We start from the raw sequence: 18,610 nt of genomic DNA, 5'->3' as shown, positions 1-18,610 counted from the left end.
ACCTTTCTTGAATAGTATCCCTATTACTGTATGCCGGAAATTGTCTCATTCAAGACCTGATCAACAACTTTTACCAGCGCTTCCTTTTTACTGTCTCCCCGTTCAATCGACTGGTGATACAGCGCCAGTTGCCGATCCGCCGAGGTGCCGCGTCGCACGATTTCACGGGCGTGCTGAACTTCCTTCTCGCAGCCAAGATAGGCCGCATCCTCCTCCGTCAGGCTGATAATTTCCTCAATAAGGTCGGCGGCCGGTACCGGTGCCGGGATGCCGAAATCAATCAGCTTTCCGGCGACGCCAAACCGTTGGGCAATCCAGCGGTTCTCTTCGACCAACGTCTGCGGGTAAATTCTCCAGCGCTGGTTATTCCGGCGCAGGCGGTACAGCATTCGCAGGATGCAGGAATACAGCGCCGCGATGGTGAGGCTGTCCTCAACCAACGGGCAGACATCGGTCAGGCGCATCTCCAGTGTCGGAAACTTGGCCGAGGGGCGCACATCCCACCAGAGCTTCGATCCATCCTCAAGCGCTCCGGCTTCGACCAGCGTATCTACCAGTCGTTCAAATTCGCCGTAACTCTCGAACTTGTCGGGCAGACCGGTGCGCGGAACGCCATCAAACACACTGACACGATAGGATTTAAGGCCGCTCTCCTCCCCGCGCCAGAACGGCGAAGAGGTGCTGAGGGCCAGAAGATGCGGCAAAAAATAAGTCGCCTGATTCATTAGATCGATCCGCAACTCCTTGTCCTCAATCGCGCAATGAACATGCATGCCGCAAATCATCATCCGCCGCACTGTCGCCTGCATATCGCGGGCAATGGCTTCATAGCGTTCCTTCGGCGTATGCTTGAGCTGGTGCCAATCCGCGAAAGGATGAACTGAGGACGCCATCAGGCCGAGGCCATGGCCGCGTGCCACCTCCGAAACCGTGCCGCGAAGTTCATGAAGCGCGTTTCTCGCCTCCGTAATATTGCGGCAAATGCAGGTCCCGACTTCAAGCTGGGAGCGCAGGAACTCCGGCGTGACCAGATGGCCCGGCAGGCGCCGCTCGCATTCGGTCAGAATATCCTCCGTCGGCTCGATCGCCAGATCGCGGCTTTCGAGATCGACGAGAAGATATTCCTCCTCAATACCGATTGTGAATGATGGCTCCGTTGTACTCATTTCCGTTCTTTCCCTGATGACCACCCGTCGGACCGTTCATCCACTCCCCGATTTATGGGCCAGCCTCTTACATAATTGCCCAACCGCGTCCGCCATAATGTTCGCCCATTTCTCTGCCCCCTGATGCGTATCGATCAAGTCCTGACGAATTTCGATGGCAACATTGGGAATATGGCGATCCGTGCCGTGAACCGACATGGTGTAGCCCATGGGATCGCGCGCGGAATAAGGCTCGTTATCGCCCACGGTAAGTGTGCTGTTTTGTTTCAGGATATCCAGCAGCGGTTTGGCAATCCGGGCATCGCTGTCCCACAGCACGCCAATATGCCAGGGCCGCTCAAAATCGTTCATCACCGGCGTGAAACTATGCATGGAAATCAGAAGCGGACTATCATGCGCCGCCGATTTCACGTCCAGCAGGGATTGAATGGCGCCATGATAGGGCCGGAAGTAGGTATCGATGCGCTGCTTTTTCTCTTCCACCGCCAAGGCGCGGTTCGCTGGAATCTCGACGCCGTCACTGCTGCCGGGCGTGCTCGCCGGATCATCGGGAAAGCGGTTTGCGTCCAGCAACAACCGGGAAAACCGAGCATAAATTGCTGTTGCCTGCAACTTGTCGGCAAGCCGCCGGGTAACATCCTCAATACCGATATCCCAGGCGATATGGCGATACAGCACCGCCTGATCCTCAAGACCGAGATTATCATAAGCATCCGGAATATACCGGCTGGCATGATCGACGGTGAACAACAGCCGCGACGGGCTGTTTTCATGCTGGATCTCAAAAACCCGGGAATCGATAGTATTCATGGCCTCAGTGAAAGTGAGTTGCGGGAGGGAAATACTATCCTGATTTCACTCTATTTTACAATGTCCTGATTGCGCTGATCTTCAGACAGGCATTTCGCGGAGTAAGAACGACTTGCTTTGCCGCCCTTAAAAATTAACTCTCACAACAATGTCATAAAACCGTTAGTATGAATTTGTACTATCGACGACATAAAAGCCGAGAGAGTAAGAAATTTATGCGACGCTTACGGAATACAAAGATAATTGCCACCCTCGGTCCTGCGAGTTCCAGTCCAGACATTATAGAGGCTCTGTATCGTGCGGGGGCTGACGTCTTCCGTCTCAATTTCAGCCACGGCAGCCACGAAGACCATCAGGAACGCTACGACACGATTCGACAGCTGGAAGTTACCTGCGGTCGGCCGATCGGTATTCTTGCCGATCTTCAGGGACCAAAAATCCGCATAGGAACTTTCGAAAACGGCCCGGTTATCCTGGAAAATGGGGCCGACTTTCGCCTTGACCTCGACACGACGCCGGGGGATGCGAGCCGCGTCTGCCTCCCGCATCCGCAGGTACTGGACTCGCTGGAAGCAGGCAGCATATTGCTGCTTGACGACGGCAAGCTGAAGTTGGTGGTGAAGGATGCCGGGTCCGAAGTCGCGAATTGCACCGTTGTCGTCGGCGGCAAAATCTCGGATCGCAAAGGCGTCAACATCCCGAATGCCGTCGTCCGGATGAGCCCCCTTACCGACAAGGACCGCCGGGATCTCGATTTTGCCCTATCCATGGGCGTTGACTGGATCGCGCTGTCCTTTGTCCAACGAGCGGAGGATATCGCTGAGGTCAAGAAAATCGTCGCTGGACGCGCCGCCGTTATGGCGAAAATTGAAAAGCCGGCCGCTGTCGAGGCACTGGACGAGATTATTGTTCTCGCTGACGCCATCATGGTCGCCCGCGGTGATCTTGGTGTAGAGATGCCGATCCAGCGGGTCCCGTCCATCCAGAAATACATCATCGCCCGCGCCCGTGAAGCCGGCAAGCCGGTTGTCGTTGCCACCCAGATGCTGGAAAGCATGATCAGTGCCCCCGTCCCGACCCGTGCCGAGGTAACCGACGTTGCCAACGCCATCTATGACGGTACCGACGCAGTGATGTTGTCAGCGGAGAGTGCTGCGGGTGATTTCCCTCTGGAAGCGGTGTCAATGATGAGTGATATAGCCGAGGTCACTGAAAAGGATCCGGCGTACCGCAAGGTTATAGACGCCAAGCACGGACATCTTGAGGCGACAACAGCGGATGCCATCAGCGCGGCCGCCTCGCAGGTTGCCCACACCATCGGCGCCACGACAATCGTTACCTATACGACATCAGGATCCACCGCTCTCCGCGCTGCGCGCGAACGGGGGGAAACCTCCGTGCTGGTGCTGACGCCAGCCCTGAAAACCGCGCGCACGCTGGCGCTTGTCTGGGGCCTGCATTGCGTACACACGAAGGATGCGGAGAATTTTGCCGATATGGTCAACAAGGCCTGCAAGATGTCATTTGCCGAAGGCTTTTCCCGTCCCGGTGACAGGGTTGTCATCACGGCTGGCGTCCCGTTTGGAACGCCAGGGTCAACAAACATCCTGCGGATTGCCTGGGTCGGCGAACAGTAGAATTATAGCGGCGGTTTCGGCCCTAGATGTTCTTCTTGTCGCGTTCGGTCTGCAATTGCTTTAACCGGATTTTCACTCCCGGCAGATGCGGGTTAATTGCCATTGCCTTCTCATAGGCCAAGAGCGCGTTCCTCTGGTTATGCTGAAGGTCATATATCTGACCGAGCCCTGCAAGCGCACCGAAATGCCGTGGCTCAAGTTCCAGAGTATGGCCGATATCCTCAATCGATTTGTCAAAATCACCCAGAAGGAACAGAACCGTTGCCCGCTTATTCCAGGCCTCCGAAAATTCCGGGTCGATCTTGATGACCGTTGAGAAAAGGATGAGGGCTTTGTCGAAGCGTCCCTCACTCATATAATTGATGCCCTGAAGCATCATGAAATCAACTGTGTCGCTACCCGACGTCAGCCAGATTTTCCAGATGCTTCCCTCAATGACTTTGGCTTCGGGAGTGTCATTGGTATCCGTGAGAGCAGAAAACAGCTCGTCAAGGCGCGGGTCATCCTGACGCGCATAACCGGGATTGCCCCAGAAAAGGCACAAAAAAAGGACACCAATGCTCACCATCCGGTTCTTCATATTTTTAATATAGTTTAATTTTCCGATATTGGTAATGGGGCGACCGGACACGAATTTGTGAGCAACGGGCTTACCCTAGAGCTGCCGGTTTCGGCCCACCCGTCGCCCAGTCCAGCAGTTCAACCGTATGGACGACCGGCAAATTCATGCCGGAGGCAATCTGGGCAATACAGCCGATATTTCCTGCCGCTACAAGATCGGCACCGGTCTTGGCGATATTAGCGGTTTTACGGTCTTTCAATTTTGCGGCCAGTTCCGGCTGCAACAGGTTATAGGTTCCTGCCGAGCCGCAACAGATATGGGGCTCCGGTATATCAACCACATCGAACTCCATGGCTTTTAACACCTGTTTCGGCTCGTCCTTTATTTGCTGGCCATGCTGAAGCGAGCAGGCCGAGTGATAGGCGACCTTTCCAGGCTGGATATCCGCACTTTTACGAAGCTCCAACGTGCCCGCAAATTCACTGATATCAAGGGCGAGAGCCGCCACGGCAGCGGCCTTTTCAGCAAAAGCCTGATCGCCGCAGTTCGCGAATAATCCACCATAGTCCTTGACCGTTGTACCACAGCCCGACGTGTTGATAATGATCGCATCCAGCCCCTCACCTGCCATCTCCTCCGACCAGGCAAGAATATTATTGCGGGCAAGGTCAAGGGCGGTGGTCTCTTTTCCCATATGCAACGGCAACGCCCCGCAACAGCCCGCCGACGGCGGGATGATCACCTCAACCCCGTGACGGGTCAAAAGACGGATTGTTGCCGCGTTGATTTCCGGGGCGAGGACGGTCTGGGCGCAGCCGGTCATCAGCACGACACGCTTTTTGCGGTCTCCCTTTGCCGCATGTGTTGGCTGTTTCTCAAGTCTGGATACCGGCGGCAAGGAAACCGGTGCCATATCTAGCATGGCCCGAAGACGACCTCGAAACAGGCCTCTTAACGGTCGCGCCAGCATCGCCCCGCGCAAGGCCAGTCGAAATAACCCGGGCCGCGGCAGGATCACTGCAAGTGTCGTCCGCAACAGCCGATCAAGGAACGGGCGATCATAGGTCTCCTCGATATATTCGCGGCCATGCTCGACCAGATGCATGTAATCCACACCCGACGGGCAGGTCGTCATGCATGAGAGACAGGAAAGACACCGATCAATATGAAGAACCGTCGAGGCGGGCGCCGGTTTTCCGCTTTCCAGCATTTGCTGCATCAGATAGATACGTCCGCGCGGACTGTCACGCTCATCCCCGAGCTCCAAGTATGTCGGGCAGGTCGCCGTGCAGAACCCGCAATGCACACAGGCCCGAAGGATATCATTGGACTGGGCGAATTTCGGGTCGGCAAGCTGCAGCAGGGAAAATTCTGTTTTCATGTTACGTTTTCCCCTCAGACGTCGAAAATGGATACATCCGGCCCGGGTTGAGAATATTCTCCGGATCAAACGCGTCCTTGATCCGTTCGGTGAGCTTGCGGATGGCGGGCGGTTGAGGATGGAAAGGCTCAATGTTCCCGCGCAATTCCACACTCCCGCGAATGAGGGTTGCATGACCTGCGCCATCAAGGGCCGCACGGATTTGCGCCGCGCCGCCATCCGTATGATCCTCCGCCATTTGCAGCCAGATCAGACCCCCTGCCCAGTCGAGATAAAAATCAGCTTCTCCTGTCTCCGCCTCAAGGCGGGAAAGTATCTGAACAGCATTCGCAGGCGGCACGGAAAGCTTCCACACCGGCGTCGTCACCCCGGAAAAAGCTGTTACATTGCCAACGAACTGCCAGAACTCCGCCGAATTATGGCTGTGTAATTCCTCAACCTTCCCATAGGCCGCCAGCATCTGCCGGATCGCGTCGCAGCGGAATTCAACGGAGGGGCCCGGCCCCTCGATTTTGAGCGCGAGTACGGAGGCGCCGGGGGTCGATACATATTCGATGGCCGACTTGGCAGCAATCCTGCTCGGCAGCCAGGTCGCGGCGGCGACATCATGCATCGACGACAGCCCATCGCGCAGGATCGGGACCGCCGCCTCAAGCGTGGTACCATAGAGCAAGAGGGTGCGGATTTTTTCAGGCCGGGGCAGAACCTTGAACGTCAGGCTGGTGGCGATCACCAGTGTTCCGTAGCTCCCCGCCACAAGTTTGCAAAGATCATATCCAGTCACATTTTTCATCACCCGGCTGCCGGTCTGGAACGTCTGCCCACGGCCGGTAAAGCCGCTCACCCCGAGAAGATGGTCGCGGGCGCTCCCCGCCTTGATGCGGGACGGGCCGGAAAGATTACAGGAAAAAATCCCGCCCAATGTCCCTAGCCCGGCTTCGCCCCCCAGTAGAGGGCCATAGTCCGGCGGATCGAACGCCAACCGCTGCCCGCCGTCGTCAAGCAGCGCTTTTATGTCGGAAATCGGGGTGCCCGCCTTTGCCTTCATCACCAGCTCCGCGTGCTCGTAAAGCTCGACCCCGGTGAGACCGGACAGGTCCAGAGTTGCGTCGGCGGTCACGGGCCGGCCGATACCAGCCTTCGAGCCATTCCCCTGTAGTGAGAGACTATGCCCCCCGGCAAGCGCCCAGTCGAGAATCTCCTGAATTTGGTCGTCTGAGCTTATTCTAGCAATATCCATCGATGCTAAAACCTCGGGAGGTTCGGAAAGGGTAACTCTCCGTTATGTACATGCATCTTGCCGAGTTCGGCGCAACGATGCAGGATGGGGAAGACTTTTCCGGGATTAAGCCGCCCTTCGGGATCAAAGGCACATTTTAATCGCTGCTGCTGTTTCAAATCATCTTCCGAGAACATTTCCCCCATCAGGTCCCGCTTTTCGATGCCAACGCCATGCTCGCCGGTCAGCACACCGCCGACCTCGACACAGAGCCTGAGGATATCAGCGCCGAACGCCTCGCAGGCTTCAAGCTCACCGGGTTTATTGGCATCGAACAGGATCAACGGATGCAAATTGCCGTCGCCCGCATGAAATACATTAGCGACGCGCAAGCCATATTGCTTCGACAATTTTGTCATCCGGGCGAGAACAAGGGGGAGTTGGCCGCGCGGTATGGTCCCGTCCATGCACATATAATCAGGCGAGATGCGGCCAACCGCCGGAAACGCTGCTTTGCGTCCGGCCCAAAAGGCATGACGTTCCTCGTCATTTTGGCTCCGCCGGTTAACAGTGGCGCCGCATCTCGTCGCAATTTTCTCAATCTCGGCGGAGTAATACTCGATCTCCACCGACGGGCCGTCAAGCTCGACAATCAGCAAAGCCGCGACATCAAGCGGATAGCCCGCATGACAGAATTCCTCGGCGGCATGAATGGCATAGCGATCCATCATCTCCATGCCAGCAGGAATGATCCCGGCCGCGATAATCTGCCCGACACATTCCCCGGCCTGTTCACTGGAGGGAAAGCCGATCAGCTGCGCGGAAATATGCTCTGCGCTGCGCAGGATTCGCACTGTCACCTCGGTAATAACCCCAAGCAACCCTTCCGACCCGGTTATCACCCCGAGCAGGTCATATCCCTCCGCGTCCAGATGCTTGCCGCCAAGGCGAATGATTTCTCCCTCCATGGTTACCATTTCCACCCCAAGGAGATTGTGGGTCGTGAGGCCATATTTCAAGCAATGCACCCCGCCCGAATTTTCCGCGACGTTGCCGCCAATGGTGCAGGCAATCTGGCTGGATGGATCCGGCGCGTAGTAAAACCCATCCGCCCGCACCGCATCAGTGATGGCGAGGTTGGTCACGCCGGGCTGGGCAACGATGCAGCGATTGTCATAATCGATTTCAAGGATTTTGTTGAACTTGCCAAGCCCGAGCAAGACACCGTCGGCGAGCGGCAGGGCGCCGCCGGAAAGCGAGGTCCCGGCCCCGCGCGGCACGACATTCACCTGCTCTGCGGCGCAGAATTTGAGGACTTCGGAGATTTCGGCAACCGTTGACGGCAAAACTGCAATCATCGGTAACTGACGATACGCACTCAGACCATCACATTCAAACGCCCGCAAATCCGCTGCGTCATCTATGACCGCTTCGGGGCCACGCAGAATTTTACGAAGCTCACCGACCAGATAATCACGCTTGGCGAGAACATCCTGGTTTGGTTTTGGCATAAGCATGACGGCTCCCGTCGGGTTTGTGAGGTATGCCGTTGACATAAGGCGCAAACCGAGCCTGATGCAAATAAAAAAACCGCCAGAACCTGGGTTCTACGGTTTTTTTCACATTACAGAAACAGGAGCCTTGCCCGGAGGATCAGCCCTGACGCGCTTTAAAGCGGGGATTTGTTTTGTTGATAACATATACGCGGCCCTTGCGACGGACAACGCGGCAATCGCGATGGCGTTTCTTCGCCGACTTGAGCGAGTTCAAGACTTTCATTGTCCAGATCCTAACAACTGAATTAATTTGAAGGCCGGAACATAATTGCCTCTGCCCTCCCTGTCAATGGCGAATAACTCCCTTTTCAGGAAGAAATGCAGGAATTCGAGGGCCCGGAATTTCAGAATATCTCCACTCGGGAGCGCGCATAGATACGAAAGACTTTCAAATGCCCTTCGTCCATCATCTGGATGCGCCGGGTCCAGAGTTCGCCTTCCTTTAATATCCAGCCATGCAAATGTCCGCTTTTTTCTCCGTTACCGGTCCGTTTGGCATAGTCGGAAAAGGCCCTCAGAACATTTGCCTTGTAAGTATCGGTCACATTTTCGGCGATGCTGACCTCGAAGCCAATATCCGTGAGCAACTTCCGGGTCTCCTGCACATCCAGCAAATGAGGGGTCAGCGGCTCAGCTTTTTGCCAGTCGGCAAGGACAGGATCGTCCGCCGCCACGCCATCGAGCATGTAATCAGACATCATGAACTGTCCGGGAGGTTTCAGCATCCGCCGTATCGTCGTGAAGCAGTCCCGCTTGTTTTTGACGCAGAATAGCGCCTCGGCGGCATACACGATATTGGCCGAGCGTTCTTTCGGGGCGAAATTCTCAAAATCACCATGAAAGAAATTTACTTTGCGATTGAGTCCCGCCATGGTTGTCATTTCAATGGCAGCGTCCTGAAGCGTCGGATCTTCATCATAGCCGGTCACGTAAGCATTATACTCAGAGGCTACCCAGCGCGCGAAACCACCAAGGCCGCTACCGAGTTCGCTGACACTCAGCGTTTTATTGATACCGAGCGGCTGCGTCATCCGCGATTTGACATCATCGGGAATGCAACGGGTCATTCCTTCTCCAAACAGGGTGACAACCGACTGTTGGCGGCTCAAGCTCCAGCCGTTGACAGTTGGCGGACCGTCATTTTCAACCGACCCACCAATTTTCGTCATCTTTTTCGCAAACGCCACATCGGGCCGTGGAGACTCGTCCCCGTTCCACCAGGACTTCAATCGCTTTTTAAAAGCCTTATCGGGCTTTATATTGGCTTCTGGTCGCTCCATGTCCCCGTTCATTCAGTCTATTTCAACATCCACTTTACTCTATCTCCACAAAGGAGAAAAGTCTTTGGCCGATTTCCAAACAAGGATAATCGCAAAAATAGATTAACTCTCCGTAAATCAACGGATGCTTATAAAGTTTGAGAGACAGGCGACACCCGAATGTTGGCTATACATTTTCCCAGTAGGGCAACCGCAGTTCACGTTTCATAACCTTGCCGATTGTATTTCGGGGAAGAGCATCACGGAACTCAATGAAGGCCACCCGCTGGGTTTTGCCAAGCCGCGCATTCACCCAATCTTTCAGGGCCGCTTCCGCGATGCCGGAGCCGGGCGACCTCACCACAAGGGCAAGCGGGGTTTCGCCCCATACATCACTTGGAATACCAATCACGGCAACATCGGCGACGGCCTCATGGCGCGCCAGTTCGACCTCGATATCAGCCGCATAAATATTGAAGCCACCGGAAATAATCATGTCCTTCTTACGATCGAGCAGAAACAGGAACCCGTCTTCATCGAAGCGACCCATATCGCCGCTTTTATGGAAGGCCTGGCCCTCCGGCGAGTGCCAGATCATGTCATCGGTCAAATCCTGACGGCCATGATATCCAGTCATCATCGCATCGGAACGGCCGACAATTTCGCCGATCTCACCCTGATTGAGCTCAACCCCTTTTTCATTGATAACCCGAAGGTCGACCCCCTCCCCGGCGCGCCCAACAGAGGCTAGCTTGTTGGGGAATTCTGTGGCCGACAGGGACGTGCTGATGCCGCCCTCGGTAAGACCGTAAATCTCGATCATCTTGCCAGGCCATCGGGTTATGATATCCTGCTTTATCTTCTCGCGCAGTGGCGCACTGGTTGACAACTTGACCTCGAAATGACGGAGATCATATTTGTCAAACTCCGGATGGGCGAGAATGCGCTGATACTGCACGGGCACCAGCATGGCATGGGTCACTTTTTCCTTCTCGGCGAGGATCAGAAAACCCTCAACATCGAACTTCGGCATGACAACGATCCGGCCACCGAGAGCGAGGGTTGGCAACAGGGCAACCAGCGTTGTGTTGGAGTAAAGGGCCGTCGAGACGAGCGTAACTGCGTCTTTGGTGATTCCCATGCCGAGAAAGCGGAATATATGCTGGCTGCGCATTTTCTGGCTCTGCACGATCCCCTTTGGCACCCCGGTCGTGCCGGAGCTATAGATCAAGTTGAAGGCATCTGTCGGCTGCACATCCACATAGAGCGGATCCGTGGACGCGCCTTCTATGAATAGTTCATACCCAGTCCATCCCGGACCGCTAAAATCAAAGGCGACATAGCCATCCGCTGGAACGGCGGCGATATTCCCCTTGAACGGTTCAATCAGGGATTTCGTCGTCTCCGAGACGAAAACAAGCTTGGCGCCAGAATCGCGGATCATCACCTCCAACTGGTCGGAAGAGGCCATGCCCGAGAGTGGGACAATGCACAGTCCCGCCTCCAGCGCGCCCAGAAAGACCTCGAGATACTCGATACTGCTTTTGGCAAGGACTGCCACCATGTCCCCCCTGCCGAGCCCCCGCGCCGCCAACATGTTGGCAATCTGGTTGATACGGGGCAGGAATTCCGACCAGGTCCGTACCTCGTCCCCGCATTTCACAACCTCAAGCTCCGGGTTGGCCGCCGCGGCGCGTCTCATGCGTTCCGCATAGTGGACGAACCCAAACTCATCCTTACCGGTTTCAACGGCGCTTGACTGACCCATGATCTCTCCCGTTATTGTCCTTCAGGTACCGTGACGGCTTAGGAGCCCCGTCATCCGTGATTAATCTGTCCGAAGAATACTACCCGCTTCTTTTGATGAAAAGCAAAGAAGCGGATAGAAAAAATTTTGGCGTGAAAAGTTAAAAGCTATTTTTCCGAGATCCGGCCGTCAATTGCCGGGCTCACTTCGCCGCGCGCCTTGATATAATTCATGACGGTCGTGGCCATCAACGTCCCGCCCGAGGCATCGATCAGTTGCTTCTTGCCTTTCAGGACCGCATAGCCATCCCCGCCCCCGGCCACATAATCATTTGTCGCCACCGTATAGGTTTTTTCCAAGTCGAGAGTCTTTCCACCAACCTTGATCTCAACGACCCGCTCCCCAACTGGTTTCGTCTTGTCATAGGTGAACGCGAGGCCGGAATACTGGCCGAACCGCCCGGCCGCATCTTCCACTTCGGAAACACCTGTTTCCACCATTTCCTTCACATCCTTGCCGGTAAGCTCAAGAAGTACCGTGACATTACCAAAGGGCAATTCCGTCAGGATGTCTTTGCGGGTCAGCACGGTGCCGGGGTCATAAACCTTGTCGCCGCGAATCCCGCCGCCATTTGTGAAACCGATATCAGCCTTGACATCCTCGCGTATCGCATCGGCGATCAGATCACCAATGACGGCTTCCCGGGTGCGAACGGTCCCCCGGCGACTATCGAGCTGTACCATTGTTCGGCCGATGGCGTTACCAAGCTGCTTATCGAGATCAGCTTCATATTTGGCGACCGTCGCGGCAATTTCCGGATCCTGCGTGACGCCGCGCGTTGCCACCATTTTCCAGCTTGGCAACACCGACAAGCGCTTCTTGCCCCGGCTCTCGATCCATTCAACATCAAGATCCAGAACCCCCAAATAGGCCCCGTCGGAGCCGGACTGCATCACCACAACCCCGTTGCGCATGAAGGTCGCCGGGACATGATCATGACCGGCCAGAATGGCAGTCAGCCCCTTTACCTCTGCCGTCAGGTCAACATCGTCCGACATATTCATATGGGTGAGCGCCACGATAATTTCCGCGCCCTCATCCTGCAGCGATTTGACCGCTTTGTTGGCGGTCTCGACAACATTCCCAAAAACGATATCCTTACCGGGTGCGGATAGACTGACGGTTTGCGGGGTCAGGATGCCGAAAAACCCGACCTTGAAGCTGCCAACATCCATTATCAGTGTCGACTTACCGCCGACGGCGACTTCGCCGGTCTCGTCGAAAACATTGGTTGCGAGCCAGGGAAAGGTCGATTCGGATACCCGCTCCGCTGTCACGTCGGGGCCAAAATCAAATTCATGGTTCCCAAGCACCGCAACATCCGTTTCAATCATATTCACGAGCGCGATCATTTCCTTCCCCTTGCTCAGGCCGGACATGATTGAGGGCGAAATCAGGTCGCCGCCGAAGGTCGTTACGATGTTGGGAGATCGTTCGCGTTCCGCTTTCATCAGGGTCGCAAGCTCCGCGAATCCACCATTTCCGTTGATCCCGGAGGTGTGGTAAATATCATTCGTATGCAGGAAAGTAATCTTTGTCGGATCGGCCGATGCCGACGCGGCAAGCAGCAGGAAAGCCGAGGCCAGTGCCACAAAGAACGTTTTGGAAAACATCTGTATTTTCATGAGTATCTCCCTACCCGCTATGTCCCTATAATTTGCCCATCATTATTTCAGGAAAATCAGCAATGTTCCAGCTTCATCCGCAACTCGCCAAGGACAGTTTCGATATCCTGCCCCTGACATTATCGCGCGTTCTACTGATCAACGATGCACGCTATCCTTGGATCGTTCTGGTTCCAGCGCGCCCGAACCTTGTCGAGCTCCATGATCTTGATGAAGCTGATTACCAGATATTGATGACAGAAATTAGGCAAGCCTCGACCCTGATTGCGGACATTTTTGATGCCCATAAGGTCAATGTGGCGGCGCTCGGCAATATGGTTCCGCAACTGCATATTCACGTTATCGCCCGATCTCCCAACGACCATGCCTGGCCCGCGCCGGTTTGGGGGAAGGGTGATGCGGTTGCCTATGGCGACGGAGACTTTCAGCAGACGGTCGGCCTGATCCGCGATGGCTTCCTGAAATCATGAAACCTCGTAGCCGAATTGAGCTGCCGTTATGGTGAGCCAGTGCCAAACATTCTGCGCCGTCGTCCGCATGAAAATAAGGTCGAACTGATCGGTTTCACGCCGGATCAACAGCACGCCAAGTCCGTGCAGTTCCGTGAAAGCGGTATCACCAACGGCGAAGCTTTCCTCGTTCAGATCAATACGCAGCCCGCGTCGCAGCAGGTTTCGTACCCTGGGACCGCCAAGCCGCAGGTAGCAACGGCTATGGCTGAGAAGAACGACACTGCCTTCCTCGACGGCAACCGCCGCTTCCAGTATTGCCGCCGGACCGTCCTCGCCGAGATAGGCAATACGGTCTGGCCCCACCCGGAGCAGTACCCCACCCTTCAGGGGCAGCGATTTTCCCGTCCGGGGAAGGTCGCGGATCGTCAGAAGCTCAGAGAGTTTCGATCGAAGGCTCATCGAGTCCGGATCCCATACCGCCATCTCGAGATAGGAGAAATCCTTTATTTCCTTTATCGTTACACCGATTTCCTGAGATGGATTTCCAAATTTTCCGAAAACGCGTTTGCGGCTGAGGGGAGATTTTCGTTCAAGCATGAAGCCGCTCCCCCTTTGGATCGAAAAAATGCGGCGAGCAGACCTTAACATCAATGGAGCTTTGACTTAAATCATCCACAGCCCGGATCAACGTCCCTTCCCGTGCCCGGCCTTCAGCAAGCAAGGCAAGCGCAATATGTTTTCCGAGTACGGGGCTATAAGTGACGGAGGTGACATGACCGATGCCATGACCGAACGGCGTCCGGCCGTCCCCCTCGAACAGAATATACCCCGCTTTGAGCGCGATAGATCCGTCGACCGGGGCCAGCCCCACAAGCTGACGCCGGTCGTCGCGGGTGAGGCCCTCACGGTTTTTGAGTACGCTGCCCACATAGGCTTTCTTCGTGCTTTGCATGCCGCCAAGGCCAAGATCGTCAGCTGTGGTGCGCCCGTCCAGTTCTGGCCCCGCTACATGCCCCTTTTCGATACGGAGCGCGCCAAGAGCCTCCGAGCCATAAAGCTTCAACTCGTGGGTTCTGCCGCCCTCAATCAGGATCTGCCAAAGAAGTTCCGCATATCCCGAGCGGGTATAAACCTCATAGGCTAGCTCGCCCGAAAAACTCAAACGGCAGATGCGGACCGGCAGGCCGTCCTGCTGGAACTCTGCCACACCCATGTGCGGAATGGCCTCCGTGCTCACGTCAGTCCCCGGAAAACTGGAGGCCAGCACCGCCCGGCTTCGGGGTCCGGCAATCGCCACCCCGGCCCATTCATCACTGACCGAAGTCACATGCACCTTCAACTCCGGCCAGTCGACTTGCAGCAGATATTCCAGATGCCGCATGACGGTGCCGGCTCCCGTAGTCGTCGTTGTCATGAAGTAATGATTTTCATCCAGCCGCCAGGTCGTGCCATCATCCATGACCATGCCATCATCGCGCAGCATCAGGCCATAACGTGCCTTGCCGACGGGAAGCGTTTTCCAGCCATTTATATAAATCCGGTTGAGAAATTCCGCGACATCCGGCCCCTGCATGTCGATTTTGCCAAGGCTTGAAACATCGACCATTCCAGCGGTTTCGCGCACCTCTCTCGCTTCGCGAATATAGGCTGCTGTGGCATCCTCCCCGGGTTTCGGATAGTACCAGCTGCGTAGCCAGTCTCCGGCGGTGATAAACTCTGCCCCCGCCCGGATATGGCATTCATGAAACGGGCTTAACCGGGTCGGGCGCAACTCGCCGCCGATGGCGCGCCCGGCCACCGCGCCGATGGTCAAGGGTGTAAAGGGCGGCCGAAAGGTTGTCGTGCCAAGCGTGACATGATCCTGAGATCCCGCTTCGGACATTACTTTCAAAGCATTGATATTGCCTGTTTTTCCCTGATCAGCGGCCATCCCCTGTGTCGTGTAGCGCTTGACATGCTCAGGCGAGCGGAACCCCTCGCGCATGCCCTGCTCGATATCACTTCGCGTGACATCATGCTGTAAATCAACGAAGCATTTTGCTTTCGTTCTTTTCGCAAGATAGGAAATGGCTTTTCTGTCAGCAAGGTCCGGCTGAAGGTTACAGCGGGGTGCCTTTTTAAGCTGGCCGAGCAGGTATCGCGTGACCTTATGGGCGTGAACAGCTGCACTTTCGGCGGTATCATAGCCGGCGACGGCCCCGGCGCACCCATGATCAGTATCCGCGCATTTCCCCGGCAGATAGGTATCAAGTGCCGCATTATAAACCGGCTTGATCCCACGCTGGCTTTGCAAATGAACAACGGGCGTCCAGCCCGCCGACTGAATCAGGCAATCGCAGTCGAGAAGAATGTCGCGGGCGCGGGCGTCTTTGCCGTGCTTATGGATCACTAACCGGTTAATATGAAGATGCCCACGAGCCTCCACCACCGCATGCCCGGGATAAAGGGCGATACCTGCCGCCCGGGCGAACCGGTGGTTATGGGCGGGAACATCGATCCGTTGATCGACAATCGCCGTGAGCGTCACCCCGGATGCAAGTAGGGAGGCCGCGACGCGGTAGGCGCTGTCGCCGTTGGTGTATAGCACCATCTTCTGTCCGGGCAGCACCCCGTACCGGTTGACATAGGTTTCCGCTGAGTTAGCAAGAAGAATACCCGGCAAGTCATTGTTTCTGAATAGAAAAGGCCTCTCCAACGCCCCCGTAGCCAAGATTACTTTCTGTGCCCGAATATGACGCAATCGCTGTCGTGGCAGGTGGAGGTCCGGCGTTGTCAGATGGTCCTGAACCCGTTCAACACAGCCGATCAGATTATTCTCATAATAACCGAAGGCGGTGGTTCGGGTCAGGATTTTGACATTTTCCGCCGCCGCCAGTTTCGCGGCTACCTCGGCAAGCCAGTCCGGTCCCTCACGGCCAGCAATCATCTCCCGCTCCTGAAGGAGTGAACCACCAAGAGTAAAATCCTGCTCGACCAGCACTACCCGGCGTCCCGCCTCCGCTGCCGTCAGCGCCGCACTCAGTCCCGCGGGGCCGCTGCCAATGACAAGGATATCCGCGTGGTCATGGACATGCTCGTAGCTGTCCGGATCGGCGAGATGGGTTCCCTTGCCCATTCCGGCCGCCCGGCGGATAAATTTCTCGTAAAACTCCCAGGCACCCGCCGGCCACATAAAGGTCTTGTAATAGAACCCGGCGGACAGAAATCGCGAGAACAGGCTATTCACCGCCATCGCATCAAAGCGAAGCGACGGCCAGCGGTTCTGGCTTTTAGCGACCAGACCGTCATAAAGCTCCTGCGTTGTCGCCTGTACATTGGGGGTCAGGCGGTCTTTCTGGCCGAGCTCGACCAGTGCATTCGGCTCCTCCACCCCGGCGGCCAATATACCACGCGGGCGATGATATTTAAAGCTGCGCCCGACCAGATGCTGACCGTTCGCCAGCAAGGCCGAGGCCAGTGTATCCCCCGAAAAACCTTGATACTCGCGACCGTCAAAGCGGAATTTTACCAGCTTATTGCGATCAATCAGGCCCCCTTCCAGGCGCATTTTTTGGCCGGTCGTGCTCATGTGCTCTTATCTTTTCTCGCAAAAACAACCTCGGAGATGGCATGGCTGACCATATCTCGTGTCACTTTCAACCAGGCGCGGCAGCCATGCTGATGAAACCAGTATTCTTCATGCAGCCCTCTCTCGTTGGGGCGGAGGAAGACATAGGTATTCCAAACCTCCTCGGAAGTTTCATCGAGCGGCGGGCGGGCGCGGCTTGCATCGCCGCCATAGGTGAATTCGGTCTCATCGCGGGGGCCGCAGAACGGGCAGTCAATCCGGATCATGGCTGCCCTCCGGGGGTAAGGAAATATCGGTTCTGTTAATGGGCATGAGGGGTTGGTCCTGCGCCGCGCTCATCAAGGGCAAAACCGCGGGAAAAGCGGTCGAGACCGAATTTTGCATTGAATTCATGGGGCTCGTCCCGGGCGATGGTATGGGCGAAGCACCAGCCCGATGCCGGTGTCGCCTTGAAGCCGCCATAGCACCAACCGCCATTGATATAGAGCCCGTCAATAGGCGACTTACAGATGATCGGGCTTCCATCCATGGTCATGTCCATCACCCCGCCCCATTGGCGCAAAATCTTGAGCCGCGACAGATAGGGCATGAAGGAAACGCCTGCGGCAAAAACATGTTCCATGGTTGGCATCCCGCCCCGCTGGGCATAGGAATTATAACCGTCGATATCGCCGCCCATGACAAGGCCACCCTTGTCCGACTGGCTGATATAGAAATGCGCAGCACCGAATGAAATGACCGTATCGAATATTGGCTTTAACGGCTCGGAGACGAAGGCCTGCAACACATGGGTCTCGATCGGCAGCGTCAACCCTGCCTTGGCCGCAACATGTGACGTATGCCCGGCGACCGCCATCCCGACCTTGTCCGCCCGGATATCCCCTCGGTTAGTGCGGACACCGGTGATCCGACCCTGATCCCGTATGAATTCCCCAACCTCGCAGTTCTGAATGATATCAACCCCAAAGCTGTCGGCACCGCGCGCGTAGCCCCAGGCAACCGCGTCGTGGCGGGCAGTTCCGGCACGTTTCTGATACATCGCTCCCAGTATGGGAAAGCGGGCGTTCGCGGAATAATCAAGGCCCGGAACCTCTGCCGCCATCTGCTTTGCGTCGATCAATTCCGCCTCTATCCCGTTAAGACGCAAGGTATTTGCGCGCCGCCGGGCGACATCGCGCTGCCCGGGGTTATGGAAGGTGTTATACTGGCCACGCTGCGAGAACATGACATTATAGTTAAGGTCCTGCGACAAACCCTCCCAGAGCTTGAGGGAATGCTCGTAAAATTCCGTATTGCCCTCTATCATGTAATTTGAGCGGACAATCGTCGTGTTGCGTCCGGTATTACCCCCGCCCAGCCAGCCCTTCTCCAGCACGGCGACATTGGTAATGCCATGCTCCTTCGCGAGATAATAGGCAGTTGCGAGGCCATGCCCGCCGCCGCCGATGATGATGACATCATAGCGTTCCTTTGGCACCGGATCGCGCCAAAGGGCCGGCCAGTTCCGATGTCCGGTTAGGCCCTGCTTAAATATTTCAAACGCCGAGTAGCGCACCATTCGCCTTTTC

16 protein-coding genes are annotated in these 18,610 nt (G+C 56.0%); 2 read left to right on the top strand and 14 right to left on the bottom strand.

The window, feature by feature from the left end; translation table 11 throughout:
* Window positions 1-23 precede the first annotated feature (23 nt).
* Window positions 24-1,166, bottom strand: coding sequence for a carboxylate-amine ligase (locus ACESNI_RS05115; protein ID WP_373085412.1), 1,143 nt, complete (start codon window positions 1,164-1,166; stop codon window positions 24-26).
* Between the two features lie 36 nt (window positions 1,167-1,202).
* A complete protein-coding gene (locus tag ACESNI_RS05110; RefSeq protein ID WP_373085411.1) occupies window positions 1,203-1,976 on the bottom strand; it encodes an N-formylglutamate amidohydrolase in 774 nt (257 codons plus the stop codon).
* 215 nt (window positions 1,977-2,191) lie between these two features.
* On the opposite strand from ACESNI_RS05110, the gene pyk reads away from it, so the two are divergent.
* Window positions 2,192-3,613, top strand: coding sequence for a pyruvate kinase (gene pyk / locus ACESNI_RS05105; RefSeq protein WP_373085410.1), 1,422 nt, complete (start codon window positions 2,192-2,194; stop codon window positions 3,611-3,613).
* A 22-nt stretch (window positions 3,614-3,635) separates the two neighbouring features.
* Here pyk and ACESNI_RS05100 read toward each other — a convergent pair whose 3' ends face one another.
* From ACESNI_RS05100 to ACESNI_RS05065, 8 genes are all read right to left on the bottom strand, one after another.
* The gene (locus tag ACESNI_RS05100) at window positions 3,636-4,181 is read right to left on the bottom strand and encodes a tetratricopeptide repeat protein (RefSeq protein WP_373085409.1); all 546 of its coding nucleotides are present in this window, start codon (window positions 4,179-4,181) and stop codon (window positions 3,636-3,638) included.
* 82 nt (window positions 4,182-4,263) lie between these two features.
* Complete coding sequence (glcF, locus tag ACESNI_RS05095) at window positions 4,264-5,556, bottom strand: glycolate oxidase subunit GlcF (protein WP_373085408.1); 1,293 nt, start codon at window positions 5,554-5,556, stop codon at window positions 4,264-4,266.
* Window position 5,557: 1 nt separating this feature from the next.
* The gene (locus ACESNI_RS05090; protein ID WP_373085407.1) at window positions 5,558-6,796 is read right to left on the bottom strand and encodes an FAD-binding protein; all 1,239 of its coding nucleotides are present in this window, start codon (window positions 6,794-6,796) and stop codon (window positions 5,558-5,560) included.
* Between the two features lie 5 nt (window positions 6,797-6,801).
* Window positions 6,802-8,292, bottom strand: coding sequence for an FAD-linked oxidase C-terminal domain-containing protein (locus tag ACESNI_RS05085; protein ID WP_373085406.1), 1,491 nt, complete (start codon window positions 8,290-8,292; stop codon window positions 6,802-6,804).
* 136 nt (window positions 8,293-8,428) lie between these two features.
* A complete protein-coding gene (ykgO, locus tag ACESNI_RS05080) occupies window positions 8,429-8,554 on the bottom strand; it encodes a type B 50S ribosomal protein L36 (protein WP_251937045.1) in 126 nt (41 codons plus the stop codon).
* A 121-nt stretch (window positions 8,555-8,675) separates the two neighbouring features.
* Window positions 8,676-9,611, bottom strand: a complete 936-nt coding sequence (locus tag ACESNI_RS05075) for a cyclopropane-fatty-acyl-phospholipid synthase family protein (protein ID WP_373085405.1) — start codon at window positions 9,609-9,611, stop codon at window positions 8,676-8,678.
* Window positions 9,612-9,777: 166 nt separating this feature from the next.
* Window positions 9,778-11,358 (bottom strand): class I adenylate-forming enzyme family protein, encoded by a 1,581-nt coding sequence (locus ACESNI_RS05070; RefSeq protein ID WP_373085404.1) that lies wholly within the window; start codon window positions 11,356-11,358, stop codon window positions 9,778-9,780.
* Between the two features lie 146 nt (window positions 11,359-11,504).
* Window positions 11,505-13,022: a bifunctional UDP-sugar hydrolase/5'-nucleotidase gene (locus ACESNI_RS05065; protein ID WP_373085403.1), complete on the bottom strand. Its 1,518-nt coding sequence runs from the start codon at window positions 13,020-13,022 to the stop codon at window positions 11,505-11,507.
* A gap of 62 nt (window positions 13,023-13,084) precedes the next feature.
* Here ACESNI_RS05065 and ACESNI_RS05060 point away from each other — a divergent pair, with 62 nt between their 5' ends.
* Window positions 13,085-13,492, top strand: a complete 408-nt coding sequence (locus ACESNI_RS05060; RefSeq protein ID WP_373085402.1) for an HIT domain-containing protein — start codon at window positions 13,085-13,087, stop codon at window positions 13,490-13,492.
* Here the strand turns inward: ACESNI_RS05060 and ACESNI_RS05055 are convergent.
* The 4 genes from ACESNI_RS05055 to ACESNI_RS05040 are packed head-to-tail and all read right to left on the bottom strand — an operon-like array spanning window position 13,487 to window position 18,597.
* Window positions 13,487-14,071, bottom strand: a complete 585-nt coding sequence (locus tag ACESNI_RS05055) for a sarcosine oxidase subunit gamma (RefSeq protein WP_373085401.1) — start codon at window positions 14,069-14,071, stop codon at window positions 13,487-13,489. The genes ACESNI_RS05060 and ACESNI_RS05055 overlap by 6 nt on opposite strands.
* Window positions 14,064-17,042, bottom strand: a complete 2,979-nt coding sequence (locus ACESNI_RS05050) for a sarcosine oxidase subunit alpha family protein (RefSeq protein WP_373085400.1) — start codon at window positions 17,040-17,042, stop codon at window positions 14,064-14,066. The genes ACESNI_RS05055 and ACESNI_RS05050 overlap by 8 nt, the downstream gene beginning before the upstream one ends.
* Entirely contained in the window at window positions 17,039-17,308 is a 270-nt protein-coding gene (locus ACESNI_RS05045; protein ID WP_373085399.1) for a sarcosine oxidase subunit delta, read from the bottom strand. Before ACESNI_RS05045 ends, ACESNI_RS05050 begins: the two co-directional genes overlap by 4 nt.
* 35 nt (window positions 17,309-17,343) lie before the next feature.
* Window positions 17,344-18,597 carry a sarcosine oxidase subunit beta family protein gene (locus ACESNI_RS05040; RefSeq protein ID WP_373085432.1) on the bottom strand — a complete coding sequence of 418 codons (1,254 nt, stop codon included), beginning with the start codon at window positions 18,595-18,597 and terminating at the stop codon, window positions 17,344-17,346.
* Window positions 18,598-18,610: the final 13 nt, after the last annotated feature.

It is taken from the genome of Sneathiella sp. (assembly GCF_041689005.1).
Lineage (GTDB): Bacteria > Pseudomonadota > Alphaproteobacteria > Sneathiellales > Sneathiellaceae > Sneathiella.
The sequence above is the reverse complement of the archived record's forward strand: the minus strand, read 5'-3'. Positions and strand labels throughout refer to the sequence as shown.